Source organism: Pseudomonas salicis, from assembly GCF_057128705.1.
The window spans coordinates 770,044-784,653 of sequence record NZ_JBSKHU010000004.1 but is presented as its reverse complement, the minus strand read 5'-3'; the positions used below and the strand labels follow the sequence as shown (position 1 = coordinate 784,653).

Sequence of the window (14,610 nt, the reverse complement as noted above, 5' to 3'; positions counted from 1 at the left end):
TCATTTGGATATCCCCGAACGAGGATGAAACTAAATAGCGTCAGGGTATTGATGGTACTTATCAGAACAGTCGCAACACGTCTTACTATTTATTGAACACTCTTAATGATGAGAAACCACTCAGTTAAAGATGACGCTCACTTAACGGAAGCGCAAAGTTTTACAAGGGGCTCTCGACGTATCGGTTTTAACGTTAATCCTGCCCGTCATGATGTTGCCTGAATCAACCCCGACTCGCGATATGCATCCGGCGCGGCGCGCAAATCGCACACAGGGCTTGAGGGTGAGCGAAACCTGCTGCCATCCTCACGTTCATAACGTCAAGCCCGGCAAAAAAAGCGGGGCAAAAAAGGCCTGGACCAAGGAGCCTGACCGTGAGCACACCTGCAAACACCGAGCGCTATAGCTACAAAGCCCGCTGGTTTCATTGGGCGATGGCCATTCTGATCGTGCTGGCTTACGCGCTGATCCTTAGCCGCAGTCAGTTTGCCCGAGGCACTGACCTGCGAACCTTTGTGGTGCAAACGCATTTCTGGGTGGGGATCGTGGTGCTGATCATGGCGTTCTTCAGGATCGCTGAACGTCATCGCCACACGCCACCGGGCATTACGCCGCCGCTCGAAGGTGCCCTTCGTCTGGCCGCCACGTTATCCCATTACGCGCTGTATGCGTTTCTGTTCATTCAACCGCTGCTGGGGCTCTTCACGGTGTTGCTGGAGCGCGGCGCCCTGCCCGTCCCGCTGACCTCGCTGGCCATCCCGGCACCGTTCGCCATTTCCAAGGAGACCGCCGAGACCCTCGAACACTTTCACGTCCTGCTGGGCACGATTTTCTACTACGTGATCGGCCTGCATGTCGTCGCCGCGATCTGGCACCACGTCGTGCGCAAGGACAACACCGTGCGGCGGATGGTGTAAGCCTGATTCACTCCCATCAACGAGGTGCTGCCGTCCCCTGTAGGCGCGAATTCATTCGCGAGACAGAGGTTCAGGCGATGCATGCATGTCGCCTGCTCGGGCCTCTCGCGAATGAATTCGCTCCTACAGTTCAGACCGCGTTCGACCCTAGCAGCGGGGCGCTGCCGAACCCTGTGGGCGCGAATTCATTCGCGAAGAGGGCGCTAGACTCGCACTCATCGTCAGCGCACATCGTCGCCAACGTCACTGGCCCTGATCCACCGTCCCGTCCACCGGGTCAGGCGGCACGGGGCCGTCCTGGCTGGTGTCGATGCTGACCACCACCGACATGCCCGGACGCAAGCGATCTACAGCGTCCTGATCGTTATCTACCGTGATGCGCACGGGTATCCGTTGGGCGATCTTCACGAAGTTGCCGGTGGCGTTGTCGGCCGGCAATAGGCTGAACTCAGACCCGGCAGCCGGCGAAATGCGCTGCACGCGGCCGCGCATTTTGCGGTTTTCCAATGCATCGACGGTGAAGCTCACCGGTTGTCCCAGGCGCACGTTGGCCATCTGTGTTTCTTTCATGTTGGCAATGATCCAGCGCGGCCGCGGCACCAGCGCCATCAGTTGCGCCCCGGCGTTCACATAAGCCCCCAGACGCGTACCAATCTGCCCCAATTGTCCGTCGCGGGGCGCCGTGATGCGCGTGTTGGTCAGGTCGATACGCGCCAGCTCGATGCTCGCTTCCGCGTTTTTCACCGAAGCCTCCAGCGAGCCTCGGTTGACGATCACCGTTTGCAAGTCCTGTCGCGAAATCTCCAGCGACGCCTTGGCCTCGGCCAGCGCGGCACGGGCCTGGGCGTCGGCGGCGCGGGTCACGTCCAGTTCGCTTTTCGACACCGAGCCGTCGCTGACCAGTGCCGAGTTGCGGCGCAGGTCGGCGGCCGCCTTGTCGCTCTGGGCCTGGGCACTCACCACACCGGCCTGACGCTGCAGGATCGTCGCTTCAGCACTGCGACGCTGTTGCAGGTTGTTGTCCAGCGCGGCCTTCTGAATCCCCAACTGCGCCAGCCCTTGATCGAGATGCTGCTGATAAATGCGATCGTCGATGCGCACCAACAAGTCGCCCTGCTTCACCCACTGAAAGTCCTGCACCGGCACTTCGTAGACGTAGCCACTCAACTGCGGCCCGATGATCGTGGTCTGCCCGCGCACCTGTGCGTTTTCAGTGCTTTCAATAGGGCTGCTGAACGGCGGCAGTTGCCAGGCGTACAGCACGATCAGCACGCCTGCCAGAGCGATGCCACCAAACAGAATGGACGACACCAGCCTGATCCTCGCTGACCGGGGCTGGCTGGTCGCGGGCATGACTGCCGGCGCCGGAGCAGGCCCGGGGGTTTGAGAGGAAGAGGCAGGGCCGGAAGGCTTTTCAGATTCTGTCATGAAGGTTGAGCGCCGGAAGGTTGTGCTGAAGGTTGTGCAGGGGTGAACGGTGCGACCGGCTCGGTGGTGATCCACAGCCAGGTGGCCCGCGCCGTGATCCAGATCGCCGTGAGGATGGCGATCAGCGCGATCAGCATGAACACGTCGTTATAGGCCAGGGTATTCGCCTCGCGCGTGGCGGCCGTGGCCAGTGCACGAATGCCTTGATTGGTGCGCGCCGAGGGGTCGGCAATCGCTGAGAGATAGGCCCCGCTGGAGCTTTGCAGGCGCGATTGCACCTGTGGATTGAGCAGCGTGACGTGCTCGACGATGTGCGCCGAATGAAATTTCTCACGCCAGACCTGAAACGTTCCCAGGAGCGCCGAGCCGATCAGGCTGCCAACGTTCTGGCATATCCCGAACATCACCGAAAAACTGACCATGTTGCGCGGGTTGCTGATCACCCCGCTGATCCCCAGCACCAGCGTCGGGCCAAGAAAAAAGGTGCCGCCAAACGCCAGCAGGAACTGGCTGAAATACATCTGCGGGCCTCGGGTCAAGCTCGTGGAAAAGCTGTCCATGATCGAGCCGACCGCCATCAGCGCCAGGGAGATGATCAGTGGCTTGAACAGGTGCTGCGGGTTAATGGTGAGGGCGCTGACCAAGAGGCCGGCAATGCTGCCGAGCAACATGAACAGGTACAGCGTGTGCAATTGCTCAGTGCCCTGATTCATCCCTTGCAGGAAACCCACGGCGCCGGTGGCCTGTTCAGATAACACGATGCGGGTCAGTAACACACCCAGGGCGAATCGGATGATCCGCCCGCTCCCCAGCCAGCGGGTGATCAGCAAGGGTCGGGTGCGGTTATGTTCGATGCACAACCCCGCCATGATGCTGGCGATGGAAAACGCCAGGGCCAGGCCGATCCAGGGTTCTTCGAGCCACCACTCGATGCGCCCCAGCGACAGCGCCGCACACAGCGCGGCAAAACCGGACGCGAGCAAGGCGAAGGTCAGAAAGTCGAGTTTTTCGAAGGTCTTGAAGCGATCCCCCGGCGGCAATTTGAGGATCAAGACGCAGCCCAGCGCCAACAGGCACATCCCCAGTTCGAACAGGTACAGCCCGCGCCATTCGGCGATCTGCAACAGGTCTTCCGAAACGAGACGCGCCAGCGGCGTCGCCAGTTGTGCCGTGCCGAGGCCGAGTACTAACGCCTTCATCCGCCATTTCTGCGGGAAGGCCTGGATCATGTAATACAGCCCCAACGAACTGAGCGCCGCGCCCACCATACCGTGGGCCGCACGCACAGCGACAGCGGACTCGATGTCGTTGACGAACAAATGGGCGAAAGTGACCAGCGCGTACAGCACCAGAAACACTTCGGTGAACGCCCGCAGACCGAACTGTTGACGAAACTTCACCAGCAGCAGATTCATCGAGACATTGGTCATGACGTACGCCGCAGGCAGCCAGGCAATTTCCGCTTGCGTCGCCCCCAGCGAACCCTGGAGGTATTGCAGGTTGGCGACCACCAATGCGTTCCCCAGCCCCCCGGTCAGCGCCACAATCACACCGACGATGGCGTACGCCCATCGCTTGGGATTCGAATGCAAAGGCGTGGACGGCGAGCCCGGTATTGTCGGCCGCTCATGGGGCGCCCAGTCGTGGGGGGTGTACTTGTCGTTCATCGAGCAGACCTGGTGAATGCAGTCCTGTGACCGTGGGCAGAACGATATTACTCACTCATGGACCGGATGCTGTGACGACTAGGTTGTTTTGCAGGTTTTTCGCGGCCGGGGGTGAGTGGGAGGAGAGTCTAGCTCCGAGGCGTCTCCTGCGCGCGGCAGAACCAAGACCGCACGCCCTTGGTATCAACACCACAAAAATCCGACCAACATACGGTTTGCCCCTGGTTTTATGCTATTACACTCCCCATCTTCCTCGGCACCCGAGCGTCCGACATTCGGGCTGCCGTTTAATCGGTCCAACAGGAGTCATTGCCATGAAAATCCCGGGTCCCGATCACCCCATCACTATCGCCCCGCTGCAAGGCCGCGTTACGGTTCAATTCAAAGGCGTGCGCGTGGCGCAAAGCGACAAGGCGCTGGAGCTGAAAGAAGCCAAATATCCGCCGGTGATTTATATCCCCCGTTCGGATATTTCGATTGAACATTACGTTAGAACCGAACATCGAACGCATTGCCCCTACAAGGGCGACGCCAACTATTTCAGCCTCAGCGCCAACGGCGAAACAGCGGAAAACGCCGTCTGGACCTATGAAGAGGCCTACCCATCGGTCAAGGAAATCGAGGGCCATGTCGCGTTCTACCCCGACAAGGTGACCCTGGAAATTCACTGAAACCGACGCCACTCTGCTCGAAGCGCTTGCGCTACACGACACCCGGAGAGAAACCGATGCGTCACTCACGCCAGCTACGCGAAACCCCCACCACGGACCCGCTGTGCAAGCGCTATCAGAGCGTTCGTGGTCGCACCGAACAGTTGGTCGCGCCGCTCAGTCCCGAAGACATGGTGGTGCAGTCGATGCCCGACGCCAGCCCGGCAAAATGGCACATGGCGCACACCACGTGGTTCTTCGAGACGTTTTTGCTCATTCCCAACGTGCCCGACTACACGCCGTTCGATCCGACGTTTGGTTACCTCTTCAACTCGTATTACGAAGCCGTGGGGCCGCGCCATCCGCGTCCGCAACGAGGTCTGATGACCCGGCCGGGCGTCGATCAGGTCAAGGCCTACCGCAAATACGTCGATGAGCACATGTCCACGCTGTTAATGGGCGGCCTGTCCGATGAGCTGTCGAGCCTGATCGAATTGGGCCTGGCCCACGAAGAGCAGCACCAGGAACTGTTGCTGATCGACATCCTGCACCTGTTCAGCCTGTCCTCGCTCAAACCCGCTTACGACCCGACCTGGCCGAAAGATGCCACGGGCCGTCGCGGCCAGTTCAAGCCGCTGAGCGCGGGGCTGACGCAGATTGGCCACAGCGGCGAAGGCTTTGCGTTCGACCACGAAGGTCCCCGCCACACCACCTATTTACAGTCTTTTGAAATCAGCGATCGGCTGGTCACCAACGGCGAATGGATGAGTTTCATCGCCGACGGCGGCTATCAAACCGCTGCGCTGTGGCTGTCCGAGGGCTGGACGCTGATTCAGGAACACGGCTGGACCGCGCCCTTCTATTGGCAACACGACGAAAACGGCTGGAAGCGCATGAGCCTGCGCGGCCTGGAAGACATCGACCCGGCCGCCCCGGTCACGCACATCAGCTATTACGAAGCCGCTGCGTTCGCGACCTGGGCCGACGCTCGCCTGCCCACCGAAGCGGAGTGGGAAGCCGCCGCGCGCGCCGGTCTGCTGGAGCAAGTGGATGACGTGGCCTGGCAGTGGACCCAGAGCGCCTACAGCGCCTACCCCGGCTTCAAGCCGTCGGCCGGTGCGGTGGGCGAGTACAACGGCAAATTCATGGTCAATCAGACGGTGTTGCGCGGCGGTGCCAGCGTCACCTCCCCCGATCATTGCCGCCTGACTTATCGCAACTTTTTCCCGACCGACAAACGCTGGGTCATCACAGGGTTGCGCCTGGCCCGCGACAGTCGCCAGCCGGGGGTGGTCAATCCGCAAGACAGCGAATTCGCCCATGACGTGATCGCCGGGTTGTCAGCGCCGAGCAAGACGCTTTCCCCCAAATACTTCTACGACGCGAAAGGCTCCGACCTGTTCGAGGCCATTTGCGAGACCGATGAGTATTACCCCACCAACGCCGAAACCGGCTTGTTGAAAGGGATTGCGGGCGAGATTGCAGCGTCGATTCCCGAAGGCGCTGCGTTGGTGGAGTTTGGCAGTGGCGCCAGCGAGAAAACCCGGCTGGTGCTGGATGCCGCGCCGCAGTTGGCGGTCTACGTGCCCATTGACATCAGCGCGACGGCGTTGAAAAAAGCCGCCAAGGCGCTACGCCAAACCTACCCGAATCTGGTGGTCGCGCCGCAGGTGGATGACTTCACCCGCGTCGTTAAACTGCCGCAGGAAGTCGAAGGCCTGACCCGCGTCGGTTTCTTTCCCGGCTCCACCATCGGGAATTTCACGCACGATGAAGCGGTAACGTTTTTGCGCGGTGCCCATCAGGTACTGGGCGAACACGCGCAGTTCATCGTCGGCGTGGACATGGTCAAGGACATCGACACGCTGGTGGCGGCTTACGACGATGCCAAGGGGGTGACGGCGCGTTTCAACCTGAATCTGCTGACCCGCATCAACCGCGAGCTGGGGGCTGATTTCGACGTCACTGCCTTCAAACACCTCGCGCTGTGGAACGCCGAGCGTTCGCGGATGGAAATGCATTTGGTGAGTCAGGTCGAGCAAGACGTGACCGTGGCGGGCCATCGCTTTCACTTCGCGGCGGGTGAGCGGCTGCACACCGAGAATTCACACAAATTCACGGTGGAGTCGTTTACCGGGCTGGCGGCGCGGGCGGGATGGGCGGTGAGTCAATACTGGATCAGCAACGCGCCGGAAATGGCGCTGTTCCGTTTGCACGCGTGATGCGGCACGGCTTGCCCGCGGTGGCGGTGGTGGTGTCGCTGCCGCTGGCACGCCGGACTGCTACAGAACCTGCGCAAGTCTTGAAGCCGTGCAAGGTCTCAACTGTGGGAGCGAATTCATTCGCGAAGGCGGCTGCACATCCGACACATTTCTATCGCATGCCCTTCCGTTCGTGAATGAACTCGCTCCCGTCCCGCACCTGGCTCTTCGTCGGACGCGGGATTGTCTGTTATGCCCTCCCCCGTCTTCGATTCTTCATTTCAATTGCAAAATGTGGCTGTTAGCATCCCGGTTGATTTTCACGGAGTGCGGCCTTCATCGGGTCGCTTGAACGAGCAAGAAGAACAAGAGCCACAGGGAGTCAGCGATGACGGCACAGGTAGTATCGGCCACGTCTTCAGGGCAGGAACCCGCCTGCTACACCGTTCTGTCCGAAGTACGCAATCACATCGGCCACATCACCCTCAACCGCCCGCAAGGGTTGAATGCCATCGATCTGGACATGGTCCGGCAACTGCAACACCAGCTCGACGCCTGGGCCAAGGACGATAAGGTGTACGCCGTCGTCCTGCGAGGCGCCGGAGAAAAAGCCTTCTGTGCGGGGGGCGATATCCGCTCGCTGTACGACAGCTACAAAAACAACCAGACCCACCACCAGACCTTCTTCGTCGAAGAGTACGCGCTCGACCTCACCCTCCATCACTACCGCAAACCCGTCATCGCCTTGATGGATGGCTTTGTGCTGGGCGGCGGCATGGGGCTGGCTCAGGGCGTTGATTTACGCGTGGTTACCGAACGCAGTCGTCTGGCGATGCCGGAAGTGGCGATCGGTTATTTTCCCGACGTCGGCGGCAGTTATTTCCTGCCTCGGGTGCCGGGTGAGCTCGGCGTCTACCTTGGCGTGACCGGCGTGCAGATTCAGGCCGCCGACGCGTTGTACTGCGGCCTCGCCGACTGGTACCTGCAAAGCGCCCGGCTGGCGGACCTCGACCGTCACCTCGACACGCTGAAGTGGACCCTCACCCCGCTCAAGGACCTGCAAGGCGCGCTGGCGAAAATCGCCGTCCAGCAATTACCCGAACCGCCGCTGGAAAAGCTGCGCCCAGCCATCGATCATTTCTTCGCCCTGCCAGACATTCCGAGCATTATCGAACAGTTGTTGGAAGTGACGGTGATCGACACCCACAGTTGGGCCGTGGACACCGCCAACCTGATGAAAACCCGTTCGCCACTCGCCATGGCCGTGACGCTGGAGCTGTTGCGCCGGGGCCGTCATCTGCCGCTGGACGCCTGCTTCGACCTGGAGCTGCATCTGGATCGTCAGTGGTTCGAACGGGGGGACCTGATCGAAGGCGTGCGCGCCTTGATCGTAGACAAAGACAAGAAACCGCACTGGAACCCGTCGAACGTCGAGGCGCTGGATGCCGAACACGTGGCGAGTTTTTTCAGCGGTCATGAGGCGTGACCCATGCAAGACCTTGAACTGACCGAAGAACAAATCATGATCCGCGACATGGCGCGCGAATTCGCCCGCAACGAAATCGCGCCCCACGCCCAAGCCTGGGAAAAAGCCGGCTGGATCGACGACGCGCTGGTGAGCAAGCTCGGCGAACTGGGCCTGTTGGGCATGATCGTCCCCGAGGAATGGGGCGGTACCTACATCGATTACGTCGCCTATGCGCTGGCAGTCGAAGAGATCTCCGCAGGTGACGCCGCCACCGGCACGTTGATGAGTGTGCACAGCTCGGTGGGTTGTGGCCCGGTGCTCAATTACGGCACCGAGGCGCAGAAGGAACAGTGGCTGGAGAAACTCGCCAGCGGCCAGGCCATCGGCTGTTTCTGCCTGACCGAACCGCACGCCGGTTCCGAAGCCCACAACCTGCGCACCCGCGCCGAACTGAAAGACGGCGAATGGGTGCTCAACGGCGCCAAGCAATTCGTCAGCAACGGCAAGCGCGCGCAGCTGGCGATTGTCTTCGCCGTGACCGACCCGGAGTTGGGCAAAAAAGGCCTGTCGGCGTTTCTGGTGCCCACCGACAACCCCGGTTACACCGTCGACCGCATGGAACACAAGATGGGCATCAAGGCCTCGGACACCTGCGCGGTGACCCTGAGCGACTGCCGCATTCCCGAAGCCAATCTGCTGGGCGAGCGCGGCAAGGGCCTCTCCATCGCTCTCGCCAACCTCGAAGGCGGGCGCATCGGCATCGCGGCTCAAGCATTGGGCGTCGCCCGTGCGGCCTTCGAAGCCGCATTGGCCTATGCCCGTGAGCGGGTGCAGTTCGACAAGCCGATCATTGAGCATCAGAGCATCGCCAATCTGCTCGCCGACATGCACACCCGCATCAACGCCGCACGCCTGATGGTCCTGCACGCCGCACGCTTGCGCACGGCAGGCAAGCCGTGTCTGTCAGAGGCGTCGCAAGCCAAACTGTTCGCCTCGGAGATGGCGGAGTGGGTCTGCTCCAAGGCGGTCCAGATTCACGGCGGCTACGGCTATCTCGAAGACTACCCGGTGGAGAAATACTACCGGGACGCCCGCATCACTCAGATCTACGAAGGCTCCAGCGAAATCCAGCGCTTGCTGATCGCGCGCGAACTTCGCCATTACGACCTGTAGCGCACCCTGCGGACGCCGGGCCTGTCAGGGGCTCGGCATCACAAAACTGCGACGCCCCAGCAATAGCACCAACAACGTCACCGAGTCGGCATTGCGCAAGATCAGCCGGCGGCGTACCGCTGCGTCGGACAGAAATACATCCCTGGCATCATCGAGGTCCGGGGCCCCCGTGATCCTCAGGATCGTTTCAAAACCCCGCCCGTCTTCCGGCTCGATGTCACGTTGCGTGCCTGCGTCGATCAGCGTGAACAACGCATCCCGATCGCTCAGGTGGGAAAGCCGCTTCGTATGTAGCCGCTCGACGCTGTCGCGAACCCGCGTGTTGTACGGTGTGTCATCGAGCAACAGGTCCGGGTACGGCGCCATGGATTCCAGGTACGCGATGTCGTGGGTATCGAGTGTCAAGTGAGACAGTTCGTGAATCAGGTTCGCGGCCCTGTGGTGCACGTCCACGGAGAACCCTTGCGCCAGCGCGGCGGGCGTGATGGCGAACGAAGGGGAAACGAAAAACTGCTCGGTGAGGTAGAGCCGCTGTTTCGGGTCTGTCTTGATGACGAACGCCGTGACCATTTCATGCCCGGGACGGGTGGAACCGATGACAAAGCGCTGCGACGAATACGGTGAGAGAGAGGCATCCATGATCGCGCTGTACAGCGTCTTGGCCGTATTCAACGTCTCGTCCAACAACGCCTTGTCCGGGACGGTGACGCCGAAATGATCGGCGATGATGCGCGTCACCTGCGGGTCCAGCGGTTGCCCGCTCTGATGCGGACTCAGGTTGTCGAGGCAGGTTTCAAGATACCACTTGGTCTTGAGATGAGCCTGCCCGATGCGTCGTGCGCGGTCCCGGTACAGCTGCCGGATCTCGGGCATCCCTCGGGCCTCAATCACCAGGATGTCCTGGGCGCTCTTATCGATCTTGCCCTCTTTCATCTTGGTGACCACCGCCCCGCCACCCCGCAGACGCAAGGTCAGGTCCAACTGCCAGCGCTGGTTGATGTCCATGATCAGCTTCGGCCCTGTCGTGCCGTCAGCACCGACGATGACCCAGTTGTTCTCCGCCTCGATGCGCCGGACCTGGTACACCCGGCCTTTCACCACGGCATAGGTTGCGCCATTCACGGTGTCGGTGAAGAGGTTGAGCAAGTGGTCGTGACGCAGATCGGCGAGGGCTATACCCCGCGCCTCCAGCCCTTTAAGGCGCAGCTTCTGCCCGGCATCCAGTGCGGTGTTGCGCCAGGAAAACGCCGACGGCAGGGCCTCTTGATCCTCGGTGAGACCGTCGCCGCCGAGCCGATCATCGGGAACCTGTTCCTGAAAGGATTGCTCTCGGGCCGTCACCATCACACCGAGTGCCGCGGAAAACTCCGAAAACGCTTCGCCCCAATGCCGACCGGACGCCGAAGCGGCCGACGCGCGCAGCAACGTCTGGCCTTGCCACAACGTGACCATGGCGGACAGTTTGCTGGGCAGCAGGCTTACCAGTTGCTCGAACCCGAGCGTCGCCAGAAAGGTTCGGCCTGCCTGATCCTCCTGCTCATTGGTCACGGTGTTCGCGACGCTCAGCTCCAGCAACAGCTTGACCGCGCCGTTGAACAGGTACTGCACCGCATTGCCCTTGACCTCGCTGACGTCCACGGTCACCGGCCCTGGTGCGCGGAAGGGCAAATCGCCCAGCCCTTCCACCGAAAACGGCAAGTGCGGCTCGATGAAGCCTCCATGGTCATAACGACGATGTACGCCGGGCTCCACCCGCGCCAGCAACAACTGCTGGAGCGAGGCGTCGGTGCGAATGGCCTCGTGTAATGCGGACAGGCTGGCGTACTCGCGAAACGTGAACGTTGAATCATGCATGGCGTACAGCACGTGCACGCCCGACTCATCGCCCCCTGCGCCGATCAGATACACCCCGCTCACAGGGTCAGGGGTCATGCCCGCGTCGGCCACCAATCGCAACGGACTGATCATCGCCCGCACGCCATGGATGGGTTCTCGCGCCAGGCCATCGGGCATGTCCAGCACGCCCACCACCAGGTCAAACGCGGCCGGACTGAGTTCTCCCTTGAGTTTCTGCGCCAACGCCACCGCCATCAGCATCGGCGGCAATTGATTGACGAACAGTTGGTTACGCGCCTCGTACAAGGCATCGGTGGGGGTAAGGGCCTCACGTAGCAGGGCCACGTAACCCGCGCCGATGTTCAAACGCCGGACCAACTGACGCACATAGTTCACGGTCATCGTCTCAGCAGCCTGCGGGTACACCTCCGACGTCACGCTCAAAATGGCGCTCTGATGATTGGCGAAGCGATTGATCGCGTACTCGGTCAGGGATTCGGTGTGCGTGATCGTCGCGGCGGGCACGCCTGACGGGAGCTCGCCCGTGGGCGGAAAAGCACTCACGAAATCACGGGAGGTGATCGTGATGTCGTCCGGTTTAAAGCCCAGGCCGGGAAAATCGGCTTCCAGCCTCGCACGCAATTGGCCGCGTGCGTAGCCGTGCAGCGAGGACACGCCAATCAGGAAATCCTTGCCGCCGTCGGTGGCCTCGTAATAGCGCTTGAGCAAATCGCAATACAACCCCAGGTCGGCAATGGACGCCTCGCTCAACCAAGGGGGCAGCAGCGCTTCGAAGAGGCTGGTTTCGATCCTTACGGACAACCCGTCGATGAGGCTGCACAGGGATGCGTCGGTGTCACAGTGACCGGCGAGCTGGCTGAACAGTTGCGCGTCGAATCGGCAACGTCGGGCGCGCAGACACAGCTGACGCACGTCTTGCAATTGGCGTTGCAACACCCCCTCTTGCAAGGCGTCAAGGGCGTTCCCGTCGATCCGATCCAGCCGAACCCGTACTGGGCTGTCTGGCCCTTGCGCCAGATGACGCTCCAGGCGCACGCGGTCGCGTTCGCTCAACAGCTGCAACCAATCATCGCGCTCCGCGCCGGCCAGCTTGCTCTGGAGCATGCGTTGCAAACGTGCGCCCGACCTGAACGAGCGCCAGCCAGTCAGGCTCGACCAGAACACCAGCGAGCGGGCCTGCGGCTGCGGCGACTGAAGCACCATCGCGTCGCATAACCTGACGCTGGAGGCGTCGCCATACGTCAGCCAGACCTCGAACGCTTCCGCAGCTTCAGGATGGGACGCCGAACGCACCGTGTGGGCGGGTTGATCCAGCATCTGGCGGATCAGGTCTCCGGACGGGGCATCGATCCATTTCTGCCGCGTAGCCAAGGCTGCATACAGTCGCATGGCGTCCTCGCGCAACTTCAGCGCTTCGCGTTCGGGCTGCAAAGGACGATCACCGTGCCGCTGCCCTTCTCGTCGCGACGCCTCGAATTGACGAATGTACCCCTCGACGAAGTCAGGCGTGAGGGTGCGCAACAGGTGTTCGACCAACGCCACCGGGAACTGCCCGGGAGCTGTCGGGTTGTCCACCCTCACGCGCGCGTCCGCCGGAAGCTCTGGGCCGCAACGCCCCGTCACCCGCTCCAGCAACAATGACATCAGGTCCAGCGTCTCAATGTCCTGTGTCGCGACGGTGGGCGCTGTTGACACACTCGCCAGATCAGTACGCTGCCACTGGATGTGGACATTCGACGCATTCAGACGCCCCTGGCTCCACACGCACAGGTAACGCTGCAGCGCCTGTTCCGCATAGGCCTGCAACGTGTTGTCGAGCTGCCGCAGTTCGGTGGTACGCCGGTCAAAGTCACGGGTGAGGTCTCGCCATGAGGGCACGGACACGATAGCGGTCGCCTCGGCAAGCGGCGCCAACGCCGGACTGTTCTCTTCGTGCGTAGGGGAGACGGAAGCGGACGGCAGTGTGGAGGAAGCGGGCCGCTGCCAGACGGACATGAAGGCGAACGGCGCCTGCCGACGCCAGCGCCCCGCACTGAAACACAATTGGCGTGGGTCCAGCAGTTGGCGAATATCCAGTGCGTCGTCGATCATCGCAGCCTGTTTTTCCGACCGCTGAGGCAGGGTCAAGGCGTACATCAGGTTGCGCGCCTGCAGGGCGAGAATCGAATCGATCAGTAGCTCACAGGGCCGGGTCTGGAGTTCGGCGAAACCGATCCGCACCTCGCCCTCGCGCTGCAACATGACATGTTCGGAGAGGGCCAGTGCGTAAGCGGCCTGGGCCCTCCCTTCCGGGGTCGCAAAATACGCGGTCAGCGCGACGGTGTCGGCGAAGCTGTGCCATTGGTGATCGGGGGAATACCAGAACAGCGCCCCCTCGGCACCGGCCGTTGGCTTGAGCACAAAGGTGCCCGCCAATGAACAGGCCGCACTGTCCCCGACCCTGAGCGCCAGCCGATAGCAGCGTAAATGGCTGTCGAACGTCCCCTGCCCCGGCAACAGGTGCAGCACGGCACACAGCGCCTTCCGGACTTCCGGGGTCAACAGGCCAGCCCCCTCTCGGCGATATACCCGGTCACGCAGGCTGTTTTCGAACGCCTCAATGGCCAAATCCCTGTGTGTAGATGCACCCTCCACCGTGCGCCAGAACGACGCGAGCCGCGTGCTGCACCGGCGGGATACCTCAGCAAGCGTCTCGGCGGTTGAACCTGTCGAGTCATCCAGCCATCCGGGCGTCTGTTTCAACCGCGCCGTCAGCGTTCCGACGCGCTCGGCCTGATGATCGACGAGGGCGAGCATTTGCGCTTCGAACGGATTACCGTAGATTTTTTCGTATTCGAAGATCGCGGCCTCATCGCCTGCGGCATAACGGTTGCGCAACGCGGTCAGCAGGCTGCTGCGGTCGGCGAACACTTCGAGGCCCAGGCCCAGGGTATACAGATAAACTTCAGAAACGTCGGTCAGCTCATGGCTGAGCAACAGCGCGCCCGACAGCTCGGCATGTCGGTGCAACGGGTTGGCGGCGATCAGGCGATCGATCCGCACAGGGTCGAGATCGTCGGCACGCTGCGGGCGGATCAACGCCTGGAGCCAGTGGCACTCGACGGCACTCAAGCGAGCGTCGTGCAGCGCATCTTCCAGTTCGTCAACGTAACGCTGTCGCAGGTTGGCCGTATGGAAATAAGGGAAGGACGGGGTAGACATGAAAGCTCCTTTTTGGCGTGGCCACCCCGGCCCGGCGTACATCCGGGT

8 protein-coding genes are annotated in these 14,610 nt (G+C 61.7%); 5 read left to right on the top strand and 3 right to left on the bottom strand.

Annotation, left to right across the window (positions count from 1 at the left end; genetic code table 11):
- The first annotated feature begins 374 nt into the window (after positions 1-374).
- Entirely contained in the window at positions 375-917 is a 543-nt protein-coding gene (locus tag ACWKWE_RS18155) for a cytochrome b (RefSeq protein ID WP_166593197.1), read from the top strand.
- Positions 918-1,160: 243 nt separating this feature from the next.
- Here ACWKWE_RS18155 and ACWKWE_RS18150 read toward each other — a convergent pair whose 3' ends face one another.
- Positions 1,161-2,345 (bottom strand): HlyD family secretion protein, encoded by a 1,185-nt coding sequence (locus ACWKWE_RS18150; protein ID WP_166593198.1) that lies wholly within the window; start codon positions 2,343-2,345, stop codon positions 1,161-1,163.
- Complete coding sequence (locus ACWKWE_RS18145) at positions 2,342-4,012, bottom strand: MFS transporter (protein WP_483851276.1); 1,671 nt, start codon at positions 4,010-4,012, stop codon at positions 2,342-2,344. Before ACWKWE_RS18145 ends, ACWKWE_RS18150 begins: the two co-directional genes overlap by 4 nt.
- Positions 4,013-4,326: 314 nt before the next feature.
- Between ACWKWE_RS18145 and ACWKWE_RS18140 the strand changes: the two genes are divergently transcribed.
- The 4 genes from ACWKWE_RS18140 (at position 4,327) to ACWKWE_RS18125 (ending at position 9,504) form a co-directional block, all read left to right on the top strand.
- The gene (locus tag ACWKWE_RS18140) at positions 4,327-4,683 is read left to right on the top strand and encodes a DUF427 domain-containing protein (RefSeq protein ID WP_166593200.1); all 357 of its coding nucleotides are present in this window, start codon (positions 4,327-4,329) and stop codon (positions 4,681-4,683) included.
- A gap of 56 nt (positions 4,684-4,739) precedes the next feature.
- Positions 4,740-6,884, top strand: a complete 2,145-nt coding sequence (gene egtB / locus ACWKWE_RS18135) for an ergothioneine biosynthesis protein EgtB (protein WP_483851275.1) — start codon at positions 4,740-4,742, stop codon at positions 6,882-6,884.
- Positions 6,885-7,251: 367 nt separating this feature from the next.
- A complete protein-coding gene (locus ACWKWE_RS18130) occupies positions 7,252-8,349 on the top strand; it encodes an enoyl-CoA hydratase/isomerase family protein (protein WP_166593202.1) in 1,098 nt (365 codons plus the stop codon).
- 3 nt (positions 8,350-8,352) lie between these two features.
- A complete protein-coding gene (locus ACWKWE_RS18125) occupies positions 8,353-9,504 on the top strand; it encodes an acyl-CoA dehydrogenase family protein (protein WP_483851274.1) in 1,152 nt (383 codons plus the stop codon).
- A gap of 24 nt (positions 9,505-9,528) precedes the next feature.
- Here ACWKWE_RS18125 and ACWKWE_RS18120 read toward each other — a convergent pair whose 3' ends face one another.
- Positions 9,529-14,562 carry a hypothetical protein gene (locus ACWKWE_RS18120; protein WP_483851273.1) on the bottom strand — a complete coding sequence of 1,678 codons (5,034 nt, stop codon included), beginning with the start codon at positions 14,560-14,562 and terminating at the stop codon, positions 9,529-9,531.
- Between the last annotated feature and the right edge of the window lie 48 nt (positions 14,563-14,610).